At 72.2% G+C, this 24482-nt stretch carries 24 protein-coding genes and 1 pseudogene; 21 read left to right on the top strand and 4 right to left on the bottom strand.

Annotation, left to right across the window (positions count from 1 at the left end; genetic code table 11):
- The first annotated feature begins 67 nt into the window (after positions 1 to 67).
- The 9 genes and pseudogenes from AB0Q90_RS03765 (at position 68) to AB0Q90_RS03805 (ending at position 9213) form a co-directional block, all read left to right on the top strand.
- Positions 68 to 1249 carry a helix-turn-helix transcriptional regulator gene (locus tag AB0Q90_RS03765; RefSeq protein WP_363158810.1) on the top strand — a complete coding sequence of 394 codons (1182 nt, stop codon included), beginning with the start codon at positions 68 to 70 and terminating at the stop codon, positions 1247 to 1249.
- Between the two features lie 228 nt (positions 1250 to 1477).
- Complete coding sequence (locus AB0Q90_RS03770; protein WP_363158811.1) at positions 1478 to 1999, top strand: hypothetical protein; 522 nt, start codon at positions 1478 to 1480, stop codon at positions 1997 to 1999.
- Positions 1996 to 2484 (top strand): DUF6415 family natural product biosynthesis protein, encoded by a 489-nt coding sequence (locus AB0Q90_RS03775; RefSeq protein ID WP_363158812.1) that lies wholly within the window; start codon positions 1996 to 1998, stop codon positions 2482 to 2484. Before AB0Q90_RS03770 ends, AB0Q90_RS03775 begins: the two co-directional genes overlap by 4 nt.
- Before the next feature lie 196 nt (positions 2485 to 2680).
- Complete coding sequence (locus tag AB0Q90_RS03780) at positions 2681 to 3850, top strand: methyltransferase domain-containing protein (RefSeq protein ID WP_363158813.1); 1170 nt, start codon at positions 2681 to 2683, stop codon at positions 3848 to 3850.
- Between the two features lie 527 nt (positions 3851 to 4377).
- Positions 4378 to 5136 (top strand): annotated as a pseudogene (locus tag AB0Q90_RS03785) (dihydroxy-acid dehydratase); the annotation flags it as partial.
- 167 nt (positions 5137 to 5303) lie between these two features.
- Positions 5304 to 6062, top strand: coding sequence for a class I SAM-dependent methyltransferase (locus tag AB0Q90_RS03790; protein WP_363158814.1), 759 nt, complete (start codon positions 5304 to 5306; stop codon positions 6060 to 6062).
- Positions 6063 to 6230: 168 nt separating this feature from the next.
- On the top strand, positions 6231 to 6461 hold the full coding sequence (locus tag AB0Q90_RS03795; protein WP_363158815.1) for a hypothetical protein: 231 nt from the start codon (positions 6231 to 6233) through the stop codon (positions 6459 to 6461).
- Positions 6458 to 7168 carry a sigma-70 family RNA polymerase sigma factor gene (locus AB0Q90_RS03800; RefSeq protein ID WP_363158816.1) on the top strand — a complete coding sequence of 237 codons (711 nt, stop codon included), beginning with the start codon at positions 6458 to 6460 and terminating at the stop codon, positions 7166 to 7168. Before AB0Q90_RS03795 ends, AB0Q90_RS03800 begins: the two co-directional genes overlap by 4 nt.
- Entirely contained in the window at positions 7165 to 9213 is a 2049-nt protein-coding gene (locus AB0Q90_RS03805; protein ID WP_363158817.1) for a M48 family metalloprotease, read from the top strand. Before AB0Q90_RS03800 ends, AB0Q90_RS03805 begins: the two co-directional genes overlap by 4 nt.
- Before the next feature lie 76 nt (positions 9214 to 9289).
- On the opposite strand, the gene AB0Q90_RS03810 is transcribed toward AB0Q90_RS03805, so the two are convergent.
- The 3 genes from AB0Q90_RS03810 to AB0Q90_RS03820 form a co-directional block, all read right to left on the bottom strand.
- Positions 9290 to 9976, bottom strand: coding sequence for a cation transporter (locus AB0Q90_RS03810; RefSeq protein WP_363158818.1), 687 nt, complete (start codon positions 9974 to 9976; stop codon positions 9290 to 9292).
- The gene (locus AB0Q90_RS03815) at positions 9976 to 10311 is read right to left on the bottom strand and encodes a metalloregulator ArsR/SmtB family transcription factor (protein ID WP_363158819.1); all 336 of its coding nucleotides are present in this window, start codon (positions 10309 to 10311) and stop codon (positions 9976 to 9978) included. The genes AB0Q90_RS03810 and AB0Q90_RS03815 overlap by 1 nt, the downstream gene beginning before the upstream one ends.
- Positions 10312 to 10395: 84 nt before the next feature.
- Complete coding sequence (locus AB0Q90_RS03820) at positions 10396 to 11202, bottom strand: TIGR02452 family protein (protein WP_363158820.1); 807 nt, start codon at positions 11200 to 11202, stop codon at positions 10396 to 10398.
- A 381-nt stretch (positions 11203 to 11583) separates the two neighbouring features.
- Here AB0Q90_RS03820 and egtA point away from each other — a divergent pair, with 381 nt between their 5' ends.
- The 5 genes from egtA (at position 11584) to AB0Q90_RS03845 (ending at position 16243) form a co-directional block, all read left to right on the top strand.
- Positions 11584 to 12885, top strand: a complete 1302-nt coding sequence (gene egtA, locus AB0Q90_RS03825; protein WP_363158821.1) for an ergothioneine biosynthesis glutamate--cysteine ligase EgtA — start codon at positions 11584 to 11586, stop codon at positions 12883 to 12885.
- Positions 12882 to 14186: an ergothioneine biosynthesis protein EgtB gene (gene egtB, locus AB0Q90_RS03830; protein ID WP_363158822.1), complete on the top strand. Its 1305-nt coding sequence runs from the start codon at positions 12882 to 12884 to the stop codon at positions 14184 to 14186. Before egtA ends, egtB begins: the two co-directional genes overlap by 4 nt.
- The gene (egtC, locus tag AB0Q90_RS03835) at positions 14186 to 14965 is read left to right on the top strand and encodes an ergothioneine biosynthesis protein EgtC (RefSeq protein ID WP_363158823.1); all 780 of its coding nucleotides are present in this window, start codon (positions 14186 to 14188) and stop codon (positions 14963 to 14965) included. Before egtB ends, egtC begins: the two co-directional genes overlap by 1 nt.
- Positions 14962 to 15924, top strand: a complete 963-nt coding sequence (gene egtD, locus AB0Q90_RS03840) for an L-histidine N(alpha)-methyltransferase (protein ID WP_363158824.1) — start codon at positions 14962 to 14964, stop codon at positions 15922 to 15924. Before egtC ends, egtD begins: the two co-directional genes overlap by 4 nt.
- 103 nt (positions 15925 to 16027) lie before the next feature.
- Entirely contained in the window at positions 16028 to 16243 is a 216-nt protein-coding gene (locus tag AB0Q90_RS03845) for a dodecin (RefSeq protein ID WP_363158825.1), read from the top strand.
- A 72-nt stretch (positions 16244 to 16315) separates the two neighbouring features.
- Here the strand turns inward: AB0Q90_RS03845 and AB0Q90_RS03850 are convergent, their stop codons facing one another.
- On the bottom strand, positions 16316 to 16807 hold the full coding sequence (locus tag AB0Q90_RS03850; protein WP_363158826.1) for an HAD family acid phosphatase: 492 nt from the start codon (positions 16805 to 16807) through the stop codon (positions 16316 to 16318).
- A gap of 224 nt (positions 16808 to 17031) precedes the next feature.
- On the opposite strand from AB0Q90_RS03850, the gene AB0Q90_RS03855 reads away from it, so the two are divergent.
- The 7 genes from AB0Q90_RS03855 (at position 17032) to AB0Q90_RS03885 (ending at position 24422) form a co-directional block, all read left to right on the top strand.
- On the top strand, positions 17032 to 17433 hold the full coding sequence (locus AB0Q90_RS03855; protein WP_363158827.1) for a (2Fe-2S) ferredoxin domain-containing protein: 402 nt from the start codon (positions 17032 to 17034) through the stop codon (positions 17431 to 17433).
- 77 nt (positions 17434 to 17510) lie between these two features.
- Entirely contained in the window at positions 17511 to 17681 is a 171-nt protein-coding gene (gene rpmF, locus AB0Q90_RS03860) for a 50S ribosomal protein L32 (RefSeq protein ID WP_071384327.1), read from the top strand.
- A 4-nt stretch (positions 17682 to 17685) separates the two neighbouring features.
- Positions 17686 to 18870 (top strand): GTP-binding protein, encoded by a 1185-nt coding sequence (locus AB0Q90_RS03865; RefSeq protein ID WP_363158828.1) that lies wholly within the window; start codon positions 17686 to 17688, stop codon positions 18868 to 18870.
- 74 nt (positions 18871 to 18944) lie between these two features.
- Positions 18945 to 20633, top strand: coding sequence for a LuxR C-terminal-related transcriptional regulator (locus AB0Q90_RS03870; protein ID WP_363158829.1), 1689 nt, complete (start codon positions 18945 to 18947; stop codon positions 20631 to 20633).
- 120 nt (positions 20634 to 20753) lie between these two features.
- Positions 20754 to 22139: an FAD-binding oxidoreductase gene (locus AB0Q90_RS03875; protein WP_363158830.1), complete on the top strand. Its 1386-nt coding sequence runs from the start codon at positions 20754 to 20756 to the stop codon at positions 22137 to 22139.
- 34 nt (positions 22140 to 22173) lie between these two features.
- Positions 22174 to 23169: an LLM class flavin-dependent oxidoreductase gene (locus AB0Q90_RS03880; RefSeq protein ID WP_363158831.1), complete on the top strand. Its 996-nt coding sequence runs from the start codon at positions 22174 to 22176 to the stop codon at positions 23167 to 23169.
- A gap of 56 nt (positions 23170 to 23225) precedes the next feature.
- A complete protein-coding gene (locus AB0Q90_RS03885) occupies positions 23226 to 24422 on the top strand; it encodes a DUF2716 domain-containing protein (protein WP_363158832.1) in 1197 nt (398 codons plus the stop codon).
- The last annotated feature ends 60 nt before the right edge of the window (positions 24423 to 24482 follow it).

A 24482-nucleotide genomic window follows, 5' to 3' on the forward strand; every position in this document is an offset into this window, starting at 1 on the left:
CGTTCGCGTACACGCGGCGTCTCGGCACGGATACGGTTCGGCGTGGACGCACCGAACTGGAGCCATCATGCCTGCACTTCTGTACGGCGGTGCAGGGCGCCGGATCGCCTACTACCGCAGGCTGAAGCGCATGACGCAGCAGCAGCTTGCTGATGCGGCCTGTGTCGCCCTGGGAACGATCCGCAAGATCGAGCGCGGTGAGCGGGGCGTCAGCGGCGCCATGCTCGAAGCACTCGCAGCAGCACTCTGCATTGACCCGATCCAACTGCTGGCGGACCGGACTCCGGCCCACACCAGGGTGCATGCTGCGCTGCCCGCGCTCTCCGCCGCCATCGCCGCGTACGACATTCCTGAAGATGGCCCGATCCGGCCACTGCACGAACTTCGCGACGCCGTTTCCCAGGCTGCCCGCTGGCGCCTGGCCGCCCAATACACGCGCATCGTCAGCACGCTCCCCGACCTGCTTGCTGAACTGGCCCGCGCCTACCATCAGGCTCCAGACGCCGATCGGACCCAGCTCGCCACGCTCATGGTGAAGGCCTATCGCTCTGCGGACGCTGTCGCATACAAGTTCGGTGCCCTCGATCTTTCCGCGCGGCTCATCGAGCTCATGCGCTGGATTCTGCCGGTGGCCGACGACCCCGTGCTGTCCGCGTCCGTCGCCTACGTCCGTACAGAGACGTTCTTCGCCGCCCGCGCCCACGCCACTGGACTACGTGCCCTGGAACAGGCTCTGGACAGTGCGCCCACTCCGGTCACGGCGCCCGAGATCGCAGCACGGGGTGCGCTCCACATGCGGGCCGCGGTCATTGCCGGCCGGGCATGCGACTCATCGGCCGCAGCCAGGCACCTTGACGAGGCCCGCAGCCTCGGGGACCAGGTGACCGAGGACGTGTACTGCGGCACAGCGTTCGGCCCGGATTCCGTGCGTACCCACGAGGTGTCGGTCGCCGTCAGTCTCGGTGACGCACACGTCGGCCGCGCACTCGACGTCGCCGGCGATTGGAAGCCTCCCAAGGAACTTCCTGCCGAACGGCGCTCCGGTTTCTACATCGAACTTGCCCGCGCCCAGCTGTGGTCAAGGCTCGCAGATGACGCGTTCGAGTCGCTGAAGGTGGCTCGCCATATTGCCCCGCAGCACACCCGCGAACATCCCTGGGTGCGGGAGGACGCTGCCACACTGCGCCGGTTGAAGCGGGCCGACTCGGAGAGTCTGACCAACTTCGCGGAGTGGTGCGCCGCCACCTGACCGAGCGGCCCCAACTACCCCTTGCCGGGGTACTTGTTGCCCCCTCGTGCCTCCACCATCTGTTGCACGCGCAGAAACCAGCAGATGGGAACCGGGGATGCCCAACGCACTCCCGCTCGCGCCGACGGTCATCGCCGGGCGCGCGTGAACGGCACCGGGAGACCAGCAGACCCCCGCGACCGCGCGAACGGCCCGGGGGAACGGCCAACGCGTCAAGAGAGCGCCGACATGACGAACCGTACGGTCCCGAACGGGACTTTCACATCGCCCGGTGAGACGGCCCAAGAGTGGCTGGCCTCCGCCCACCCGTCGCCCAGCACGGTGCATCGTGAGTGGAGCAGCGCGGCCAGGCTGGCGCTGATCCCGCTGGGACGACTCGTCGACGCGGTCCGCCTCGGAGAGGTCCTCGTGCACAGTGTGGCCGGAATCAGCGACCCCGCCACCGTGAACGACTGGCTCGGCTGGAGCTTCAACTGCGGCCCGGTCATTCACGACCCCGCCGGGCGCCGCTACTACGCCCTCGCGCCGCCCGGCACCGCCCGGGAGTGGCAGGCGCCTGCCGCCGCGTGCCTCGGCGAGGGCACCTACCTGGGCGTGCCGCGCACCGATCTGACGGAGCTGGACGAGCGCACGCGCTGCTCGTACTGGGCGGTGCCGGTGACCCGGCGGGGCTGGCTGTGCAGGGCGAGCGATGTGCTGACGCTCGTGATGGCCGGTCACGACCCGGCAGAGGACGAGGCCCGGTCGTGACCGGCACCGGGAGCCGTGAGGGTACGAGCGCGCTGCCGGTGGACGTCGCCACGATGCGGGCGAGCGTCGCCCAGGTGCTTCCGCCCGACGTCACCCCCAGCGACGCCGCCACGCTGGACACGCTGACCGGACTGCTGCGCGGCCACATGGAGCTGATCATCCCCGAGGTCGAGCAGGCTGCGGTGCGGGCGCCCGCGGACGGCGTGCCCCGCTACTGCGCGCTCGCCTCTCTTGGCGAGGCCCGCCGGAAGCTGGGCGCCGTCCGCGGCACCGGGGCGTACGACGCGGTGGTCTACGCCCGCAAGCTGGCCCGGTCGCTGCTGGCGCTGTGCGACCACTACGAGACGCTCACCGGCGTGCGCATGTGCCTGGCCTGCGGCCAGCCCCTCAAGGACGGCGAGGAAACGCTGCCGTACGACAAGGTCAGCCCCTCCGGGGGCGCGGCCGGGGCCGGCCGGATCCATGTCGCTTGCGCGGGCCAATGACCGGCTTCCTCCAGAAGGCGGCGTTGAGGACGATGGATCCACGAACACAGGGAGAACACCGTGAAGGCAGATGGGATCTACCAAATGGCCGGCGGCGGAGGTGGCGGAGAAGGGGGCGACGGTCTGCCGGGGGAGCCGTGGCCCGGTCCCCCGGAGCCTCCGTCTCCCGACGGCGGTCCGAAGGTCTTCGGCTGACATGACGCTCACCGGATTGGAGGAGGGGCGGTCGGCCCTGGGCCGCTTCCTTCTTGAGCGCGAGGCTTTGACGTCCGACTGGCTCCCGTCGTTCGCGGCCGTGCCGCGGCGCGACTTCCTGCCCGACGTGATGTGGCCATACGACATGGACACCCGCGCGACCGTGACTGTGGACCGGCGCAAGGACTCCGCCGGATGGTCTGCCTACGCCGATGCCGACGTGCCCATCGTGACCCAGTGGGACGACAGCAGATCCGACGCGCCCGGACAGGTGCCGACGTCGTCGACGTCCATGCCGTCCGTGGTCTTCCGCATGTTGCGGGACCTGGGCGTGCGCGACGGACACCGTGTCCTGGAGATCGGCACCGGCACCGGCTGGAACGCGGCGCTGCTCGCCCACCGGCTCGGCCGCGAGAACGTCGTCACCATCGAGATCGATTCGACCGTGGCAGCGGCGGCACGGCAGCGGTGTACCCGGTTCGGCACTCCCGTTCTGGTCCTCGAACGCGACGGTGAGGAGGGCGACGAGGCGGGAGGCCCGTACGACCGGATCATCGCCACGGCCGGCGTGCGGGAGGTTCCCCGCGCGTGGATCCGTGACACCAGGCCTGGCGGGCTCATCCTCGCGCCGTGGGGGACGCACTTCAGCAACCAGGACTCTTTAGTGGGGCTTACCGTGAGCGAGGACGGGGCGAGCGCCTCGGGGCGCTTCCTGGGCCCGGTGGAGTTCATGAAGCTGCGCTCCCAACGCTCACCGTTCGCCGGGCACGACGCGTACGTGACGAACGGCGTGAGCGGCGCCGACCGGAGTACGACGACCGTCGCCGAATCCGAACTGTTGGGTGAGGACCGGTTCACCGCTGCGCAGTTCGCTGTCGGGCTGCGGGTGCGCGACTGCCACCACCAAGTGGCGGCCCAGCGGAACGGCGCTCGGCCTGTGTGGTTCTACGGGCTGACGGACCGGTCGTGGGCGTGCGTCATGTTCCGTCACGGCCAGGCGGAATCCCAGGTATGGCAGTCGGGGCCGCGCAGGCTGTGGGACGAGGTGGCCACAGCGCACGCCTGGTGGCGGGCGGCCGGCGAACCAGGATGCGAACGGTTCGGCCTGACCGTCACCGCGGACGGTCAGCGCGCCTGGCTCGACCGGTCTTCGGAGACATGGGACATCTGAGTCGGCCCCGTCCGTCCGTTACCCCCGTGGCGGATGGGCGGGGCCTTGGCGCGTCATGCGAGCAAGCTGCACGCAGACATGCCACGTGCGCGGTCCCGAAATATCTTTGCCCCAGTGACACCGCGGCGTTGGGCGTTCTGCCCGGGACAGCGGCAGACGGCGGTCCTTGGCCCCGAGGCTGGACGAAGATCACAGCAGGATCGACCGCTCCATGGCGTACTTCTGGTTGTGCGCCGCCCGCTGCTCGTCCCGCGCTTCAATGTGCTGACTGACCAAGCCACATCCACGGTTTTCGCGAATGGGGAGCCCTGGCCCGCACCGGCGCTTCGAGCGCGACTGCGGCACTGCTACGCGGACGACGCCACCCTCGCCACCGGCGTGTAGACCACCACGCTGAGATCGGGTTGTCGGCGGGGGCAAGGCGGTGGTGCTCGTAGTGGAGGGCGCCGCGGGTGGGATGGTGGAAGACGCGCATCCGCGAGGCGAAGCCCTCGATGCGGTGGTCCTGCCAGGCCGTGCGGAAGGGCGAGTGGCTCGCCGCCTGGGACGTACGCGGCCCTTCCCCCACGCGCGAGGCCGTCGACCTCTGCCACGCGGCGCCCGGTGGCGAACGGTCCTCGGCGGCCTTCTCGCAGTCGGCGCGGTGGGAGTCCCTGGACCTGGACGCGGCCCGGGGATGCATCCGCGACGCGGCCCACGCCCACTCGTCGGACGGCGGTCTGGCCGTGCTGCGCGGCAACCTCGCGCCCGACGGCGCCGTGGTCAAGTCCACCGGGGTACCGGCCGGCTTGGAGACCTTCACGGGGCGCGCGGTGGTGACCGAGTCGCAGGAGGAAGCGGTCGGGGCGAACCTGTCCGGACGGGTGACGCCGGGCAGCGTGCTGGTCATCCGCTACGAGGGGCCGCGCGGCGGGCCGGGCATGCAGGAGATGCTGCACCCGACCGCGTACCTCAAGGGCCGGGGCCTGGCGGGTTCGTGTGCGGTGGTCACCGACGGCCGTTTCTCCGGCGGCAGTTCGGGCCTGTCGGTCGGCCATGTCTCGCCCGAGGCCGCGGCCGGGGGTCCGCCGGCCCTGGTGGAGGACGGCGACACCGTCACGATCCACATCCCCGACCGCACACTCCAACTGGAGGTGCCCGAACCGGAATTGGCGGCCCGCCGCGAGCGGCTCACCGGCTACCGGCCCCGCCGCCGCGAACGCCCCCTCTCCACGGCACTTCGCACCTACGCGGCCTTCGCCCAGTCCGCCGACAGGGGCGCCGTGCGCGTGGTGGCGGGCCCCTGAGCGGCAGTTGACCCGCCCCGGCACCACAGTGCCGAGCGGGGCGCCGGTGAACTCCGGTCGCACGGGCACCTTGTGGGGCGCAGCGACAGTGCATATCGTCTCGATATATCGAAGTGATACATCGAGACGACGGTGCCTGCGCTCGCCCGGTCAGCACTGGAGGTGCGATGAGGTCGATCGACTACGACACGGAACAGCACCAGAACTACGCGCGCGGCCGCGCGCTCACCCAGCAGCAACTGCGGGTATGGATCAGCGCCTTCGAAGCGGTGCTGCCCGAGCGCCGTCCACTGACGGGACTGGACGTCGGATCGGGGACCGGTAGGTTCACCCCCGCCCTGGCACGCGCCTTCGGGCCGGTGACCGGCGTCGAGCCGTCGGTCCGCATGCGCGAGGTCGCGCAGGCACAGTCACAGGATCCCGAGGTGCGGTATCTGGCAGGCGCCGCCGAGGACTTGCCCGTACCGTCCGACAGCGCCGACTACGCCCTCATGTTCCTGTCCTGGCACCACGTCCAAGACAAGCCCCGGGCGGCCCGGGAGCTGGCCAGGGTACTCAGACCCGGCGGACGGCTGCTGCTGCGCGCGAACTTCAGCGACCACCATCCCCGGCCGTGGTGGCTGGAGCACTTCCCCCGCGGCTACGAGGCGGACGCCTCGCTGTTCCAGCCGCTGCACGAGGTCATCTCGACGTTCACGTCGGCCGGTTGGCGGGTCGCCGCCTACGGCACCGTCACCGAGCCGTCCGCGGGCACCCGCGCCGACATGCTCGAACGCCTGCGCCTGCGCACGCTCTCGTTCTTCTCGCAACTCAGCCCCGACGAACTGGAGATCGGCTTCCGCCGCCTGGAACAGGCGGTTGCCGCAGACCCCGACGCACCGGCGCCGGTGTTCGCCGAGCCACTGCTCACGCTCGAACTGCCCTGAGCCGCCGTCTGCGCCGCTATCTGTACTCCCTCAACCGCGCACCGGCCGTCAGCAAGCCGTGCCACTCTCCTCGCCGAGGGCAGACAATTCCCGCTGTGGGTAAACACCTTGGGCGCTGGTGGCTGTATCAGGGTGTCACTGCTGTGAGCCCGAGGAGGGACGCTGGAGATGGTCGACCCTGTGGTGTTGGTCGTGGTGCCGGTATGCGCGCGGCTGGTGTATTCGCTTGCGGCGCTGTGGATGTGGCCGGCGCGTGAGCGTGCGTGGGCGCGCGCGCTGGCCACGGTGGTGCGGGCGGCCGGGCCCGGCGGCGTCGTCGAGGTCACGCGTGCCGACGGCGGCACGGTGACCGCACGTTCGGCGGCCGGTGCCGAGCCGGCCGGGGCGGGCCGCCGGTGAGCGCCGAGCCGGCGGTGCTGAGGCCGCGTGACTTCGAGACCTTCTTCTCCGGCGCGTACGCGCGGGTTCTGGCGCAGGTGATCATGCTGTGCGGCAGCCGCGAGGATGCCGAGGACGTCACTCAGGAGGCGTTCGTCGAGGCGTACCGGGCCTGGGAACGCCTCACCGAGTACGAGCTGCCCGAGGCGTGGGTGTACCGGGTCGCGGTCCAGCGGTTGTGGAAGACACAACGCAAACGCAGGACGGGCCAGGACAGGCTGCCCGACGTGCCGGTGCCGGTCCGGGCGAGCCCCGAGCAGAGTGCCGAGGCACGCGAGGTGCTGCGGTTGCTCGCCGCTCTGCCACCCCGACAGCGGATCACCATGGTGTTGTTCTGTCTGCACGGATGGCCCCAGACCGAGATCGCCAAGGCGTTGCGGATGACACGCGGCGGCGTCGCCGCGAATGTGTCCAAGGCGCGCCAGACGCTGAAGGAGGCCCTGGACATGGCCTCGGACGAGACGACCGGTCGTGACCCGTTCATGGCCGGCGCGGATCCGGCCGGCCTGGGCCGGATCGAGGCGGGACGGATCGGGCTGGGCGGCGACCCCGTCGTCAGGGCTCTGCGCGACACGGAGGCGTGGCTGCGGGCGGCCGTCCTGGCGGACCCGGAGAAGGTCGACCGGGCCCGGGCCGCCCTGGCCCGCCGGCTGGAGGGGAGACGGTGACCGCGCTCCTGGGCTGGTTACGCGGACTGTTCGCCGTAGGACTGCTCGCCGGGTTCTACGTCGTGGCGTTCGTCCTCCTCACAGCCGACGCGGCGCTGGTCGTGGCGATGCTGTGGATGATGGTCGAAGCCCCCTCGCGGGCCGGCAATTGGTCGATCGTGATCGGCGGCAGCATCCCGGCGGCCTTCGCGCTCCTCTACGGCATCGCCACGGTGAGCCGGGCGGAGGAGCGTCCGCCCGGCGCTGTCCTGGTACGGCGTGCGGAGGCGCCCGGCCTGTGGCGGCTGGTCGAGGATCTGGCGGGGCAGATGCGTACCCGGCCACCGAGCCGTCTCTACCTGACGTCGGAGGTCAACGCGTCCGTGTCGGAGGAGGCACGGCTGCTCGGCTTCGCCGTCGGGGAGCGGACGATGCACCTCGGCGTGCCGCTGCTGATGTGGCTGAAGCCGATGGAGCTGCGGGCCGTGCTCTGCCATGAACTCGGCCACTACGCGGGCCGGCACACCCGGTTCGGCGCAATCACCTACCGGGGCGCGGCATCGCTGCACTCCGCGCTGTTCCGGCTGCGGATGACCGCGCGGTCGGAACAGGCCGCGCTCGGCTACGCCTGGCTGTTCCAGGCGGTGATCGGCGCCTACGCGTGGGTGTACCTGCGCCTGTCGCTCGCGGTGCGCCGGCGCCAGGAGTTGGAGGCGGACGCGGAGGCGGTGGCAGCGGTGGGTCCGGCAGTGGCAGCGGAGGCCCTGCGAGCTGTCCATGCGCTCGGCACCACGTGGGCGGGTTTCGTGAGCGGCTATCTGCGGCCGATGCAGCGTCTGGGGTTCGTACCCGAGGACGTGTTCGAGGCGTTCGCGGCCATGGTGGACGACCCGCTCGTCCGCAAACGGATGGCCGAACTGCGGGAGAACCCGGTCGAGGCGGACCGGTCCCCACTGGACTCCCACCCGCCGTTGGCCCGGCGGTTGGCGGTGATCGAGGCGCGGCTCGCCGGGGAACCCCGTGTCGTCGTCGAGGACGGGCCGCTGGTCGCCGACCCGGCGCCGGTGTCCCGGGTGCAGCGCGAGATGCTCGCCGAGGCGGGAGGTCCGGCCACCGCACTGCCGTGGACCACGTGGGCCGATCTGGCCGCGGAGGCGTTCGCGATCGAGCTCGCCGGCCTGCTGCTGGACGCGGCAGGCGGCGTCTCCGTGACCGCGCGCCCCACCCTCGGCACCGTTCTCGGCCTGCTGGAAGGGGCGGGGCGGGCGGAGTTGCTGCGTCGTCTCACCGATGCGCCCGAGCCCGAGGAGCGGCTCTCCGCAGCCCTGTACGCGTTGACCGGACAGGCGCTGGCCGGGGCGGACAGGGCGCGCTGGACGCTCAGCTGGACCCAGGGGCACCTGCTGGACTGCCCGCAGGACCCGGGCGGGGGCCTGGAGTATCTGGTCGCGGCCGCCGCACACGAGCCCGCGGGGGTGCACGCCCTGCGCGGCGAGTTGACCCGCCTCGGCCTGGACGTCGAGGAACCGGTCCCGCTGACCCCGCGGACCGTGCTGCCACCGCGGGCACGGACGCCGGCCCGGCGGAGCACAAGGCGTACTCCGAACGTGGTCGTCGAGGAACTCAAACGGCAGCGGAGAGTCGCCAAGGTGACCATGGGCACGCTGATCGCCATGGGGGTGGTGTGGGGTGTCGCCCTGATCGGGTCGGACCCGGCCCAGCCCTATCCCCCGTCCAACCGACCGGCGTTCCCCACCGCGGATCATCCGGAGTACCCGTTGGCTCCCAGTATCGGCCTGCCGCTCCCCGAGCTCAGCCTGCCGACCTCCCTGCCGAGCCTCACCCCGCTGCCGCTGCCGTCGTTCAGCCTCTCCCTCTCCGTCCGCCTCCACGTCGTCGCGCCCGGTGACACGTTGACCGCCATCGCCTGCCAGTACGACACCACTGTCGCGGACCTGCAGGAACGCAACGGAATGGGAGCAGGAACCGACCTCACGGCAGGGCAGGAGCTGTTGGTACCGGAGGCTGGGCAGGGCGCCGGGAGCAGCGACGGGGCCTGCGGGTGACGGGAGTTCGCGATCGGCATGAACGAGCGGCAGGACCGGGTGCTGCAGAGACTGCGTCCACGAATGCGTTGACCTGTCAGTCGCAGCAGTGGCAGTCGGCCGCCCCCTCAGCCGGCTCCTTCACCACCGGAGCCGCGCAACACCCCTTGCCCCGCCATGCATCCCGGCCCTCCTTCACCGCAATGGCGGCAATGGTGAGGGCCGCGATCGGGTCGGCCCAGGACCAGCCGAGGGTGGCGTTGAGGAGCAGCCCCGCCAGCAGGACGGCGGAGAGGTAGGTGCACAGCAGGGTCTGTTTGGAGTCGGCGACCGCGCTGGCGGAGCCGAATTCGCGCCCGGCCCTGCGCTGGGCGGCGGACAGGAACGGCATCACGGCCAGGGAGAGCGCGGCGAGGACGATGCCGGGGACGGAGCGTTCCGCCTCGCCGGTGCCGGTCAGGGCGCGGACGGCGTCCACGCTGACGTAGGCGGCGAGGACGAAGAACGACACGGCGATGATGCGCAGGGTGGTCTTCTCCCGGGCCTCGCGCACCTGGTGCTCGCGGGCGGAGAACTGCCAGGCGACCGCGGCGGCCGAGGAGACCTCGATGACGGAGTCCAGGCCGAAGCCGACCAGGGCGGCGGAGGAGGCGAGGGTACCGGCGGTGATCGCGACGACCGCCTCGACGGCGTTGTAGGTGATGGTCGCGGCGACCAGCAGCCGTATCCGGCGGGCGAGCGCGTCACGGCGGACCGGGCTCGGGCCGAGGGATATCGCGGTCATCAGCAGCACCCCTTCTCGCCGGCCTCGGCGCAGGTGCGGTCGGTCTCGACGGCCACCACGGCGGTGCGCAGGTCGTCCAGCGCGTGGCCGAGGCGTGCGTCGGCGAGTTCGTAGCGGGTGCGGCGGCCGTCGGGCAGGGCGACGACGAGTCCGCAGTCGCGCAGGCAGGCCAGGTGGTTGGAGAGCCGGGTGCGGGAGATGCCGAGGCCGTCGGCAAGGTCCGCGGGGTAGGCGGGGGCCTCGCGCAGGCCGAGCAGGATGCGGCAGCGGATAGGGTCGGCGAGCGCGCGGCCGAACCGGGCCAGCACCTCGATGTCGGGGGCAACTGTCAGCACACCACTGACAGTACACGGAATCCTGAATTCAGGGAATCGTGGATCGTGTGCTCGTATCCCGCAACGGATTCCCGCCCGGCCTTCTTACGCGAAGGCCTTCTCGAACGCGGCGCGGGTCGGCGAGTGCGTCGCACGGTCCAGGATCCCGAACGCCACGTGCTCGAAGACCCCGGCGAATCGGCCGCCGTCCGCGAGCAGGCCCCGGAACGCCCCCGCCACCTCCGCCGGATCGTTCTGGAAGACACCGCATCCCCAGGCGCCCAGCACCAGGCGCCGGTACCCGTGGGCCGCGGCCGTCTCCAGCACCCGCTCCGCGCGGACCGCCAGCGCCCGCGGGATCTCCGCGGCGCGCCTGGGTGCCGTACGCCGGATGACGCCCGCGTTCGGGGCGGCGGCGGTCAGGAAGCCGGCCGTGTACGGCTCGTCCAGCAGGCGGCCGCGGTCGTCGCGGAAGACGGGCACGGCGGGTGAGTGGATGACACGGTCCGTGTAGAAGGGATCGCGGTGCGCGCGGTGGTGGTCGTAGAACGCGCGGACCTCGATCAGGCAGGTGTAGAGCGCGGAGGCGCGGCACAGGGCTTCCTCCTGCGCCTGCGCGCCGTTGAGGTAGCCGCCGCCGGGGTTGCGGGCCGAGGAGAAGTTCAGCATGGCGGTGCCGGCGCCGAGGCGGTGCGCGGCCTCCAGGCTGCTCTCGCCGGTGACCTCGAAGGACGTGTCCGTCAACGGCGCAGTGGGCACCGGGACCGGCTCGGGTCCGTGCATGCGCGTGCCGCGCCGGGCGGCCTCGACCGCCGCCGCGATCGACACTTCGCGGCCGTCGGAGGCGCGGTACGCCCCGGCCGCGACGATTGCTTCCGTCTCCTGCGCAATTGCCCGCAGACGCGCGCTCATGGCGCCACCCCCGTGAACGCCATGAGCGCGCGCCCGGCGCGCTCCCCCGTCGTGCTCATGCAGGAATCGTCGGCGATGCTGGAGGTGCGGTGCAACCGAGTTTCCGGGGGCCTCGACGCGGGCTGCCCCCCGGCCTCGAAGCACGCCGTCCCGGCGCTCGAAGCAGACCTTCCCGGCGCTCGAAGCGGACTTTTCCGATCCTGGAAACGATCGGGAAAGTCCCTGGAAACGCCCGGAAAGCGATGATTACCGGTCCCGAACGTCCCGGTAGGCACCCTTGTGCCGAGCGTCGCGAGGGTCTTGGGTGGGACGAGCCATTGCCGCTCCGGGACCCACCGGACCCGGACCGGTGGCATGGTGGAATCTCAGGAGGATCCCGACATGTCCGACACGGCAAGCGACTGTACGCAGCCGCGTACGGCCATCACCGAAGCCGAGGTGGAGGCCCTGGTACGCGGCATCTGTTTCAAGACCGGACCGCCCCGAACCGTCGGGGTCGAAGTGGAATGGCTCGTCCACGAGCTGCACCGTCCGCAGCTCCCCGTACCGCCCGACCGACTCGAAGCGGCCTATGCCGCACTCCGTACCGTGCCCCTGAGGTCGGCGCTCACCGTCGAACCCGGCGGTCAGCTGGAGCTGAGCTCCCCTCCCGCCGCCTCCCTGATGGAGTGCATCGGTACCGTCTCCGCCGACCTCGACGCCGTCCGCGCACACTTGCGCGAGCACGGTCTCGGCCTCGTCGGCATCGGCCATGATCCCTGGCACGAACCCCGCCGCTATCTGCGCCAGCCGCGGTACGACGCCATGGAGACGTGCCTGGACCGCAGAGGTCCGGCCGGCCGCGCCATGATGTGCACCTCCGCCTCCGTCCAGGTGTGCCTGGACGCCGGCCTGGAGGAACCCGGCCCGCTGGGCCATGTGCGGCGCTGGTGGCTGGCGCACCAGCTCGGCGCGGTTCTGGTGGCGGCCTTCGCCAACTCCCCCCTCGCCGGGAGCGAGCCCACGGGCTGGCTCTCCACCCGGCAGTTGCTGTGGACGGAGATCGGCGCGGGCCGGGCGGGCGCGCCCCCGCTGGACGGCGACCCGCGCGCCGCGTGGGCCCGGCACGTCCTGGACGCGCCGGTGATGTGCGTACGGCAGGACAGCGGGCCGTGGGAGGTCCCGGAGGGGCTCACCTTCCGCGAGTGGACCCGGTCGGCGGTGCCGAGGCCCCCGACCCGGGAGGATCTCGACTACCACCTGACCACCCTGTTCCCGCCGGTCAGGCCGCGCGGCCACCTCGAACTGCGCATGATCGACGCCCAGCCGGGCGAGGACGGGTGGCTCGTGCCGCTCGCCGTGACGACCGCGCTGTTCGACGACCCCGCGGCCGCCGAGACCGCCTACCGCGCCGTGAAGCCGCTGGCCGAAAGGGCGCTGCCGCAGCCCGCGCCGCACAATCCGCTGTGGATCGACGCGGCCCGGCACGGCCCGGCCGACCCCGAGCTGCACGAGGCGGCCGTCACGTGCTTCGCGGCGGCGCTGGAGGCGCTGCCCCGGCTCGGCGCCACCACCGAGGTCACGGACGCCGTCGCGGCCTACCGCGACCGCTATGTCGCCCGGGGCCGCTGCCCCGCCGACGACCTGCTGGACGGGCTCTACGGCACGGACCGCCGCCCGCACGGGAAGGACCTGCACGCATGACGGACACCGAGTCGCTCCGGAAACGGGCCCTGACCACCCTCACCACCGCCCGGGACCGCACCACCCTGCTGACCAGCTGCGTGGAGGATCCCGACCTCACCGCGCAGCACTCCCCGCTGATGTCACCGCTGGTCTGGGACCTGGCGCACATCGGCAACCAGGAGGAGCAGTGGCTGCTGCGGGCCGTCGCCGGCCGGGAGGCGATGCGCCCCGAGATCGACAGCCTCTACGACGCCTTCGAGCACCCGCGCTCCGAACGCCCCACGCTGCCCCTGCTGCCGCCCGCCGAGGCCCGGCAGTACGCCGCCGAGGTGCGCGGCCGGGTCCTGGACCTGCTGGAGAGCACCGCCTTCGGCGGGAGTCGGCTGACCGAGGCGGGCTTCGCCTTCGGGATGATCGCGCAGCACGAACAACAGCACGACGAGACCATGCTGATCACCCATCAGCTCCGCAGGGGCCCGCAGGCCCTGACCGCCCCGGACCCGGAACCGGCCCCGCTGTTCACCGGCCCGGCCGAAGTCCTCGTCCCCGGCGGCCCGTTCACCATGGGCACCTCGGACGAGCCCTGGGCGCTGGACAACGAACGCCCGGCGCACCGGCGCGAGGTGGCGCCCTTCTTCATCGACACCACTCCGGTGTCCAACGGCGCCTACCAGGCGTTCATCGAGGACGGCGGCTACGACGACGAGCGCTGGTGGGACCCGGCGGGCTGGGCCCACATCCGCCGGCACTCCATCCACGCGCCGCTGTTCTGGCACCGGGACGGAAAGCAGTGGCTGCGGCGCCGCTTCGGCGTCACCGAGGTCGTACCGCCCGAGGAGCCGGTGCTGCACGTGTGCTGGTACGAGGCGGACGCCTACGCCCGCTGGGCGGGGCGCCGGCTGCCCACCGAGGCGGAGTGGGAGAAGGCCGCCCGGCACGACCCGGCCGGCGACCGCTCCACGCGCTACCCGTGGGGCGACGCCGATCCGGAGCCCGAGCACGCCAACCTCGGCCAGCGCCATCTGCGCCCGGCCCCGGTCGGCAGCTACCCGGAGGGCGAATCCCCGCTCGGTGTACGGCAGTTGATCGGCGACGTGTGGGAGTGGACGGCGAGCGACTTCCTGCCGTACCCGGGGTTCCGGGCGTTCCCGTACAAGGAGTACTCGGAGGTGTTCTTCGGCCCCGAGTACAAGGTGCTGCGCGGCGGTTCGTTCGCGGTGGACCAGGTGGCCTGCCGGGGCACGTTCCGCAACTGGGACTATCCGATCCGGCGGCAGATCTTCTCCGGGTTCCGCACGGCCCGTTCGGGGGCCGTCTGATGTGCCGTCATATCGCCTTCCTGGGGCCCGAGGAGCCGCTCGGCAGACATCTCGTGGAGCCCCCGCACGGCCTGTACCGCCAGTCCTGGGCGCCCCGGCGGCAGCGGTACGGAACCGTCAACGCCGATGGTTTCGGGGTGGGTTGGTACGCGCCCGGCGATCCGGTGCCGGCCCGCTACCGCCGGGCCGGGCCGATCTGGGCCGACCTGTCCTTCGCCGACCTGGCGCGGGTGGTGCGCACGACCGCGCTGCTCGCCGCGGTGCGCGACGCCACGCTCCCCGGTGCGGACGCGGAGGCCGCCGCTGCGCCGTTCGCCTCGGGGCCGTGGCTGTTCAGCCACAACGGCGCCGTGGCGGGCTGGCCCGGCTCGCTGGCGCCGCTCGCCCAGGCGCTGCCCGCGGCCGACCTGCTGTCACTGGAGGCCCGCAACGACTCCGCGCTGGTGTGGGCCCTGGTCCTGGCCCGGCTGCGGACCGGGGACGAGGAGGGCCAGGCGCTGGCCGACACGGTCACGGACGTGGCCGCCGCGGCCCCGGGCTCCCGGCTCAACCTGCTCCTCACCAACGGCGACACCATCACGGCCACCGCCTGGGGCGACACGCTCTTCTACCTCTCGACTCCCGGCCGCGGCACGGTCGTTGCCTCGGAGCCGTACGACGACGACCCGCACTGGCAGGAGGTCCCCGACCGCACGCTCCTCGCGGCGAGCCGCACCGACGTGCTGCTCACACCCCTCAAGGACCCGACGCCTGAACCTCTGAAGGAGCCCCGCACGTGAGTCCGTTCCTTCTCACCCGCACACTGCCCGAGGACGCCACCGAGGCCGCCCTGCGCGCCGACGTCCTCAACGGCCTGACCCGCAGCCCCAAGACGCTGCCGCCCAAGTGGTTCTACGACGCCCATGGCAGCGAGCTGTTCGAGCAGATCACCGAGCTGCCCGAGTACTACCCGACGCGCGCCGAACGGGAGATCCTGATCGACCGGGCCGGCGAGATCGCCGCGGCGGCGCGCGCGAGCACCCTCGTCGAACTGGGCTCCGGCTCCTCGGAGAAGACCCGGTACCTGATCGACGCGCTGACCGAGCTGCACACCTACGTCCCCGTCGACGTCAGCGAGAGCGCCCTCAGCCAGGCCGGACACGCCCTCATCGAGGAGCGGCCCGGGCTGAACGTGCACGCGCTGATCGCCGACTTCACCGGCGCGCTCGCCCTGCCGGACACGCCGGGCCCCCGGCTGGTGGCGTTCCTCGGCGGCACGATCGGCAACCTGCTGCCCGCCGAACGGGCCGCCTTCCTCGCCGGGGTCCGCTCCCTGCTCGCGCCGGGCGACGCCCTGCTGCTCGGCACGGACCTGGTCAAGGACGAGAAGGTGCTGGTCAGGGCCTACGACGACGCGGCCGGGGTGACGGCCGCGTTCAACAGGAACGTCCTGACCGTCGTCAACCGTGAGCTGGACGCCGACTTCGATCCCGCCGCCTTCGACCACGTGGCGCTGTGGGACGCCGAGAACGAGTGGATCGAGATGCGGCTGCGAGCCCGCTCCGCGCAGACGGTCAAGGTGCCCGCGCTGGACCTCGCGGTGGACTTCGCGGTGGGCGAGGAATTGCACACCGAGATCTCGGCGAAGTTCCGCAAGGAGGGCGTACGCGGTGAACTGTCCGTCGCCGGGCTTGAGTTGACGCACTGGTGGACGGACTCCGAGGGCCGGTTCGCGCTGTCGCTGAGCGTGGCGCGGTAACCGAACGCGATCTGCCGTCTCGCGCTCCGCCACGGGGTGGGGCACGGTGGAGGCACGCGTGACACATCCGACACTGCCGTCACGGCGGAGAGGAGCACCCGCAATGTCGAACCACACCTACCGGGTCACGGAGATCGTCGGCACCTCACCGGAGGGCGTCGACCAGGCCGTCCGCAACGGCATCGCCCGTGCCTCACAGACCCTCCGGAACCTGGACTGGTTCGAGATCACCCAGGTGCGCGGCCAGATCGAGAACGGCGAGGTGGCGCACTGGCAGGTCGGACTGAAGGTCGGGTTCCGGCTGGAGGACGCGGAGTGAGGGTCGGGGCGGCCCTGAGACCTTGAGGTTCTGACGCCCGGGCGGGCCCGAGACCCTGACAGAAGCGGGGCCTCAGGTCCGTCCCTCCCGCTCCTGCGCCACCTTCAGCGCGGCGGAGGGGGCGGTCCAGTGCGCCCGTACGACGGCGAATCCCGCCCGTTCGGCGTCCTCGCACACCAGTTCGTCGTCGTCCACCAGAACCCGGACCTCGCGCGTCCGGGCCAGCCGGCGCAGCACCTCCAGCTTGGTGCGCCGGGCGGGCCTGCGGTCGTCGTTGCGGCGCATGTGGACGCGGCCGTCGGGCAGACCGTGTGCGGCGAGCCAGTCGAGCGTTGCGCGGCGGGAGCGCTCGGGCCGCCCGGTCAGATAGACGACCTCGCACTCCTTCGCGCTCTCCAGCACCAGTGCGATGCCCTCGGCGATCGGTGGGTCCGCGGGCGCCGCCGCGAAGAAGGCTTCCCAGTCACGCGGCCTGGTCTCCAGGAACCGCTGCCGGTGCGCGGTGTCGGCGAGGGTGTTGTCGAGGTCGAACACGGCGAGCGGGCGCTTACTGCTGTCGGTCACATCGCCCACCCTAAGCCGATCGCCCAACCCGAGCGGATGACCCGTCCCAAGCCGATCGCGCACCCCGGCAACCTCCCTGCCCCGGGCGGCCACTTGGAGGCGACACCGCACGCGAACGCTGACGGGAGGCCCCATGCGCAACACGGCGATCTGGAGCAGTCGAAGAGCACGTCCGACCCTCCCCCGCCCGCCACGCTGATCATCGGAGGCCTCATGCTTCTGTCATGCCTTCGAAGCCCCGTACGCCCCTGACCGGTTCCGCCTGCTCCCTCGTCGTCTGCCGGGGCTGCTGCTGCGGCAACGCCCGCAAGCTCCCCGGCACCGACCACGAAGGCCAGTTGGAGCTGCTGCGCGCCGCCGCGGCCGAGCACGGCGTACGGATCCGCACGACCGACTGCCTGGGCCCCTGCGACCAGGCCAACGTGATCGTCGTGGGCCCCTCGGCCGCGGGCCGGCGGGCCGGCGGGCGGCCCGTCTGGATCGGGTTCGCCATGGACGACGCCAGCACCGAGGAGGTCGTGCAGTGGGTGGCCGCGGGCGGTCCCGGCCTGGCAGAACCGCCGCTCACGCTGGAGTTGCAGTTCATCGATCCGCCGAAGGACGCCCGCGTCCGCTCCCGCCGCTGAGCCACCCCCACGCCAATTGTTAATGGGATCCATTTTCATGTAGCGTCCTCGGTGTTCACCCACCGAGGAGGTACGACATGGCCGTCCCCAAGCGGAAGATGTCCCGCAGCAACACCCGCCACCGCCGAGCGCAGTGGAAGGCCGCCACCCCCACGCTGGTGCCGGTCACCGTCGACGGCGTCCAGCACCTCGTACCGCAGCGCCTGGTCAAGGCGTACGAGCGCGGACTGCTGCGCCCCGAGGGCTGAGCGGATGACCGACCACCGCCGGCTGCCCGTCACCGTGCTCTCCGGATTCCTCGGGGCGGGCAAGACCACCCTGCTCAACCATGTCCTCGGCAACCGCGAGGGCCTGCGCGTGGCCGTCATCGTCAACGACATGAGCGAGGTCAACATCGACGCCACGCTGGTGCGCGGCGGCGAGGCGGCCCTGTCGCGGACCGAGGAACGCCTGGTCGAGATGACCAACGGCTGCATCTGCTGCACCCTGCGGGACGACCTGCTCGAAGAGGTCGACCGGCTGGCCCGCGAGGGACGCTTCGACCATCTGCTGATCGAGTCGTCCGGCATCTCCGAGCCGATGCCGGTGGCGGCCACCTTCGCCTTCGCCCGCGACGACGGCGCCACCCTCGGCGACCTGGCCCGCCTGGACACCATGGTCACGGTCGTCGACGCCGCCAACTTCCTGCCCGAGCTGGAGCGTGGCGACGAACTCGCGGAACGCGGGCTCGCCCCGTACGAGGACGACGAGCGCACGGTCAGCGATCTCCTCGTCGACCAGGTCGAGTTCGCCGACGTCATCGTGCTCAACAAACTCGACCTGATCGACGAGGAGTCCGCGGCCCGGCTGCGGGCGGCGCTCGACCGCCTCAACCCCGCCGCCCGGATCGTCCCGGCCGTGCACGGCCGAGTGGACCTCCACCAGGTCCTGGACACCGGCCTGTTCGACCTGGAACGGGCCCAGCAGGCACCCGGGTGGGTCCAGGAACTCAACGGCGACCACGTCCCCGAGACCGAGGAGTACGGCGTCTCCTCCACCGTCTTCCGCGCCGAACTGCCCTTCCACCCCGAGCGGTTGTGGACGTTCGTGACCGAGCGGCTGGACGGCGGCGCCTACGGCCGCATCCTGCGCTCCAAGGGCTTCTTCACGCTGGCCAGCCGCCCGCACGTGACGGGACTGTGGTCGCAGGCCGGCTCGGTGGCCCGGTTCGAGCCGTCGGCGGCGCGCGACGACGAGGCGGCGTACGCGCAGGAGCTGGTGTTCATCGGCACACAGCTGCGCGCGGAGGCGCTCCGGGCCGCACTGACCGACTGCCTGGCGGCGGCGGACGAGCCCCTCCCGGCCACCGACCCGTTCCCGGCCTGGGACACCTACGGCATCGACGACGCCTGCGACCACGAGCACGCCGTACCACCGCTCCAGGCCACCGTCGGCTGACTCCCCCTCGGTCCGTCCCGCCTATCCTGGTGAGGGGCCCATCCTGCTCGCGGCGCGCGAGAAGGGAGGCGCGGGTGACCGGGCGAACGATCGACGAAGCCGTCACGCAGTCCCTGCGGCGAGCCCGTGCCGCCGCGGCCCACGAAGCCTGGGCCGATGCGTACCGGCTGCTGAGCGGCCTGGACGCGGCCTGGCTCACCCCCGACGACAGCGCCGCGTTCGCCGACGCCGCATGGTGGACGAGCCGGATCGACGAGTCGATCGTCCACCGCATGCGTGCCTACTCCGGTTACGCGGCGGCCGGCGCCGCCCGCCGGGCCGGGCACATGGCCTGGCTGCTCGCCTACGAGCATCAGCTGGCCGGGCGCGCGGCCGTGGCCGCCGGCTGGCTGCGCCGGGCACGACGGCATCTGCGCGACGAACAGGAATGCGTCGAGCAGTGCTATCTCGCCTGGGTCGACACCGAGGAGGCCCAGCAGCGCGGCGCCTTCGACGAGGCGATGGCCGCGGCCCGGCACATGGCCGACGTCGCACGCCGTTGCGACAGCCGGGATCTGCTCGCCATGGCCCTCCAGGCGCAGTCCGGTGTCCTGGTGGCGCAGGGCAGGGTCGGTGACGGTCTCGACCTGCTGGACGACGCGATGTGCTCGGTCATGGCCGGCGAACTCAGCTCCTTCTTCACCGGCTGGATCTACTGCCTGGGCCTCCAGCAGTCCATGGCGTGCGCCGACCTTGAGCGCGCCGCCGCCTGGACCGAGGCGGCGATGCGCTGGTGTGCGGCGATGCCGGCGGAGAACAACTTCCGCGGCCTGTGCCGGGTGCACCGTGTGGAGGTGCTGGAGCTGCGCGGCAGCTGGCGCCAGGCCCTCACCGAGGCCGTACGGACCTGCGCGGAGCTGCTGCCCTACGAGCGGGGGGCGGCCGCCGAGGTGTTCTATCTGACCGGGGAGATCCAGCGGCGGTGCGGCGACCTGACCGCAGCCGAGAGGTCCTACGACCGCGCGCACGAACTCGGCCGGGACCCGCAGCCCGGCCTCGCCCTGCTGCGGCTGGCGCAGGGCAAGACCGAGGCGTCGGCCGCCGCCCTGGGCCCGGCCCTCGCGGACCGGGCGGGCAGCGTCGCCGAGCCGGCCGGCCGGCTCGGGCGCTGCCGGCTGCTCTCGGCGCAGGTCGAGGTCTCACTCGCCCTCGGCCGGCTCGACGCGGCACGCTCGGCGGCCGCGGAACTGACGTCCCTGGCCCAGGAGTGGCAGCGGCTGCGCGGATCGGAGGCGACCTTGCTGCACGCGGGAGCTGCGACCGCGGCCGGCGCGGTGGCGTTCGCGGCCCGTGACGCGGACCGCGCGCTGCCCCTGCTGCGCCGCGCGCTGGCGCTCTGGGTCGAGCTGGACGTCCCGTACGAAGCGGCCCAGGTACGGATGACCCTGGCCGCCGCCCACCGCGCCGCCGGGGACGACGAGGGTGCCCGGATGGAGCTGCAGGCCGCCGAGCAGTCCTTCCGGCAGCTGGGCGCCGTACCCGACGCGCGCCGGGCCGCGGTCCTCCTCGCCGAGGTACGCCGACGGCAGCCGGGCGGGCTCACCGGACGTGAACTCCAGGTGCTGCGGCTGGTCGCCGCGGGCCGGACCAACCGGGCCGTCGCCGCCGAGCTGGTCATCAGCGAGCACACCGTCGCCCGGCACCTCAACAACATCTTCGCCAAGCTCGACGTGTCCTCGCGGGCCGCGGCAACGGCCTACGCCTACACGCACGGCCTGGTGTGACACGCATGGGCAGAACGGCCCATGCGCGCACGCCGGGCAATGGGCCATTCCGGCGATGAGGCCGCGCGGCGACAGGGCGTACACCGGTGCTGTACCCGAAGCGGAGAGCCGGTGAGGGCCATGACCACCTACACACCCACCCTGGACGACCGGCTGCTGGAACGGCTGCGCGGCGCCGTACGCGGCGACCTCGTCCGCCCCGGAGAGCCGGACTACGACGAGGCACGCAAGGTCTACAACGCCATGCACGACAGGCGTCCGGCGATCGTCGTCAGGGCCGTGGACACCGGGGACGTCATCGCCGCGGTGGACTTCGCCCGCGACCAGCACCTGCCGCTGGCCGTGCGCGGCGGCAGCCACAGCGTCCCCGGCTACGGCACCTGCGACGGCGGCGTGGTCCTCGACCTGGGCCGGATGCGTGGCATCCGGGTCGACCCCGAATCCCGCACGGCCCGGGTGGAGGGCGGCTGCACCTGGGCCGACGTCAACCACGCCACGCACGCCTTCGGGCTGGCGACGACCGGCGGAGTCGTCTCCACCACCGGGGTCGGCGGCCTGACCACGGGCGGCGGCATGGGATACCTGACCCGCCGCTGCGGCCTGGCCTGCGACAACCTGGTCTCCGTGGACCTGGTGACCGCCGACGGGTCGTTCGTGACCTGCACCGACGAGCAGCGCAGCGACCTGATGTGGGCGGTGCGCGGGGGCGGCGGGAACTTCGGCGTCGTCACGTCGTTCGCCTACCGGCTGCACCCCGTCGCCGACATTCTCGGCGGGCCCACCTTCTTCCCGCTCGACGGCGACGTGATCCGCCGATACCGGGAGCTGATCGCCGAATCCGACGAGCGGCTCGGCGCCCTGTTCGTGGTCGGGCTCGGACCGCCGCTGCCGTTCCTGCCCGAGCGCTGGCACGGGCGGCCGGTCTGCGGCGTGGTCGCCTGCTGGACCGGGCCCGAGGAGGAGGACGACCGGATCCGGGACCGGGTCGCCGCCCTGGGACCCGTGCTCGGCCGGCACCTGGAACGCATGCCGTACCCGGTGATCAACACCCTCTTCGACGACCTGGTGCCACCCGGGCTCTACCACTACTGGAAGGGCGCCTTCACGCAGGACCTGCCGGACGGTGCCGTCGACGCCCTCGTCGAGTACGGCGCCACCACCCCGTCCATCCAGAGCGTGACGGTCGTCTTCCCCGTCGACGGCGCCTGCCACCGGGTGGCGCCGCAGGAGACCGCCTTCTCCTACCGGGACGCCGACTACGCGATCGCCCTCAGCCCGACCCTGCCCAGCCGCGAGGAGTGCGAGGCGCAGAAGGGCTGGGTGCGCGCGTTCCACGCGGCGCTGGAACCGCATTCCATGGAGGGCGGCTACGTGAACTTCATGGACGGCGACGACCAGGACCGGGTACGGGCCAACTACCGCGACAACCTCACTCGGCTGACGGACCTGAAGCGGCATTACGACCCGGGGAACCTGTTCCGCCTGAACCACAACATCGCCCCGTGAGGAATCCCCGGAGCCGACCGTTGTTGTACCAGGCATGAGTTCCGTGATCGCGCAGACCCGCTTCTCCGTCCTGGACCGCTCGCGCACCCGCGAGGGCCGACCGGCCGGAGAGGCGCTGCGCGACACGGTGGCACTGGCTCGGGAGCTGGAGGAGCTGGGCTACCACCGCGTGTGGGTGTCGGAGCACCACGGCGTGCCCGGTGTCGCGGGTTCCGCGCCCACCGTGCTGGCCGCCGCCGTCGCGGCCGCCACCCGTACCATCCGGGTGGGCACCGGTGGTGTGATGCTGCCCAACCACCAACCTCTCGTCGTGGCCGAGCAGTTCGGGGTGCTGGAGTCCCTCCACCCCGGCCGCATCGACATGGGCCTCGGGCGGTCCGTCGGTTTCACCGACGGCGTGCGCAGGGCGCTCGGGCGGGACAAGGACGACGCCGACGACTTCGCCGCCCAACTCGACGAACTGCTCGGCTGGTTCCGCGGCACCTCCTCCACGGGCGTGCACGCGCGCCCCGCCGAGGGCCTGACCGTGCCGCCGTTCGTGCTCGCCATGGGCGAGGGCGCCGCGATCGCCGCCCGCGCGGGCCTGCCCATGGTCATCGGCGACCTCCGCAACCGGGAGAAGATGCAGCGCGGCATCGACCACTACCGCGCCCACTTCCGCCCCTCCCCCTGGGCGAGCGAGCCCTACGTCGTCGTCTCCGGCACGATCGCCGTGGCCGCCACCCCTCAGGAGGCCCGCCGCCTGCTGATCCCGGAGGCCTGGTCGATGGCGTACTCCCGCACCCACGGCACCTTCCCGCCCCTGCCGCCCGCCGAGCGGATCGAGGCGCTGCCGATGACCGCCAAGGAGCGCGGCTTCTACGAGGCCGGACTCGCCGGGCACATCGCGGGCACCGAGGAGCAGGTCGCCCACGAGCTGGAGACGGTGCTCAAGGAGACGGGGGCGCAGGAGGTGCTGGTCACGACCAGTACGTACGATCGTGCGGCGCTGCTGGACTCGTACCGGCGGCTGGCTGCGATCGTGAAGTGAGCCGAGGGGGGCCGCGGGTGTTGTGGGGAGCGTACGACACACAGGTGTGCGGGCGCGTGCCCGAACTGTGGGGCGTGGTCGTCGACGCGGACGGCCCGCTGGTGCGCCTGCACTACGGCACGCACGGCGTCGTCGATCACAAGGACCTCTCCGGCGTCGACGACCTCGCCGCGCTGGTCCGCCGGCAGCAGGAGATCTTCGCCGCGCGGGTGGAGCCGGTGACGTGGAAGGTGTACTCCCACGACGGGCCGCGGCTCCCCGAGGCGCTGCTCGCCGCCGGGTTCACGCCCGGCCCCCAGCGCTCCCTGCTGCTGGCCGACGTCGCCGACGTACCCGCGCCGGACACGGAGGTACGGGACGACTGGCACAACGACCGCGAGAAGGCACGGCTCCTCGCCGACGCGGCCCCCGCGCAGCGCACGCCCCTGTCCGAACAGGAGGGCTTCACTGCCGTCCTGACCGGCCGGCGCCACGGCCGGCTCGTGGACCTGGTCTGGGTCGAGCACATCCCCGGCACGGACTTCGCCTCGATCGGCGGCATCAGCGCCCCGCGTCCCGACCTGGTGCGCGCCGCGGCCGCCTGGGCGGCCAAGGGGAACTACTCCGTTCCGAGGCTGCGGTACGTGGTGGCCGAGGCGAGCGGCGACCTCGTGCCCGTCCATCTCGCGGCCGGGTTCCACGAGGTCGCCGAGGTCACCACCTACCGGTGGGCGCCGCCCGGCGAGCCCGCCCGGGACCGCCCGGCGACGAACCGGATCCCCGAGGCGGAGCACAACGCGATCTGGAAGCGGTTCGAGGAACGCTTCGAGGTCACGTACGCGACCGCGTACGACGGCATCGCCGAGCCGCCCGGATCGGTCACCTGGCACACGGCGGCCCTGGAGCACAGCCGCGACCCGCTGCTCACCGAGGTGGAGGCCGTGATCGCGCGCGGGCTCAGGGCCTGCGGACGGCCCGGGGACCGGCTCTACCGGCTCAAGTGGTACATCAACGGCACCCGCTGCGACCCGACCCGGGTCGGCGGACCGGGCCAGCTGCCCTGGCCGTGCTACGCCTACCTCACCGACGAGAACGTCATCCAGGTCACCGAGGACCTGCGCATGGGGACCTACGGAAACTGGATGGAGGAGTCCCTGTGCGTCTTCGGCGCGGACCTGGTCGCCGAGGTCGAGGAGGACCTGACCCGGCTGCTCGGCACGGTGCTGCGGCGGGACGGCCGCCCGGTGGGGAACGTGTGGACGTTCGGCCCCTGACCGGCCCGGTCGCATAGAATCGCGGAGTTTGTCCCGGCCGCGTACGTACGGAGATCCCCC

Source organism: Streptomyces sp. NPDC079141 (assembly GCF_040686775.1).
Lineage (GTDB): Bacteria > Actinomycetota > Actinomycetes > Streptomycetales > Streptomycetaceae > Streptomyces.

Coding starts and splice junctions, on each gene's coding strand:
- egtB (WP_363158822.1), top strand. CDS start 12,882: ATGACGGACACCGAGTCGCTCCGGAAACGGGCCCTGACCACCCTCACC.
- AB0Q90_RS03845 (WP_363158825.1), top strand. CDS start 16,028: ATGTCGAACCACACCTACCGGGTCACGGAGATCGTCGGCACCTCACCG.
- egtC (WP_363158823.1), top strand. CDS start 14,186: ATGTGCCGTCATATCGCCTTCCTGGGGCCCGAGGAGCCGCTCGGCAGA.
- egtA (WP_363158821.1), top strand. CDS start 11,584: ATGTCCGACACGGCAAGCGACTGTACGCAGCCGCGTACGGCCATCACC.
- AB0Q90_RS03810 (WP_363158818.1), bottom strand. CDS start 9,976: ATGACCGCGATATCCCTCGGCCCGAGCCCGGTCCGCCGTGACGCGCTC.
- rpmF (WP_071384327.1), top strand. CDS start 17,511: ATGGCCGTCCCCAAGCGGAAGATGTCCCGCAGCAACACCCGCCACCGC.
- AB0Q90_RS03865 (WP_363158828.1), top strand. CDS start 17,686: ATGACCGACCACCGCCGGCTGCCCGTCACCGTGCTCTCCGGATTCCTC.
- AB0Q90_RS03880 (WP_363158831.1), top strand. CDS start 22,174: ATGAGTTCCGTGATCGCGCAGACCCGCTTCTCCGTCCTGGACCGCTCG.
- AB0Q90_RS03780 (WP_363158813.1), top strand. CDS start 2,681: ATGACGCTCACCGGATTGGAGGAGGGGCGGTCGGCCCTGGGCCGCTTC.
- AB0Q90_RS03875 (WP_363158830.1), top strand. CDS start 20,754: ATGACCACCTACACACCCACCCTGGACGACCGGCTGCTGGAACGGCTG.
- AB0Q90_RS03795 (WP_363158815.1), top strand. CDS start 6,231: ATGGTCGACCCTGTGGTGTTGGTCGTGGTGCCGGTATGCGCGCGGCTG.
- AB0Q90_RS03855 (WP_363158827.1), top strand. CDS start 17,032: ATGCCTTCGAAGCCCCGTACGCCCCTGACCGGTTCCGCCTGCTCCCTC.
- AB0Q90_RS03765 (WP_363158810.1), top strand. CDS start 68: ATGCCTGCACTTCTGTACGGCGGTGCAGGGCGCCGGATCGCCTACTAC.
- AB0Q90_RS03790 (WP_363158814.1), top strand. CDS start 5,304: ATGAGGTCGATCGACTACGACACGGAACAGCACCAGAACTACGCGCGC.
- AB0Q90_RS03820 (WP_363158820.1), bottom strand. CDS start 11,202: ATGAGCGCGCGTCTGCGGGCAATTGCGCAGGAGACGGAAGCAATCGTC.
- AB0Q90_RS03770 (WP_363158811.1), top strand. CDS start 1,478: ATGACGAACCGTACGGTCCCGAACGGGACTTTCACATCGCCCGGTGAG.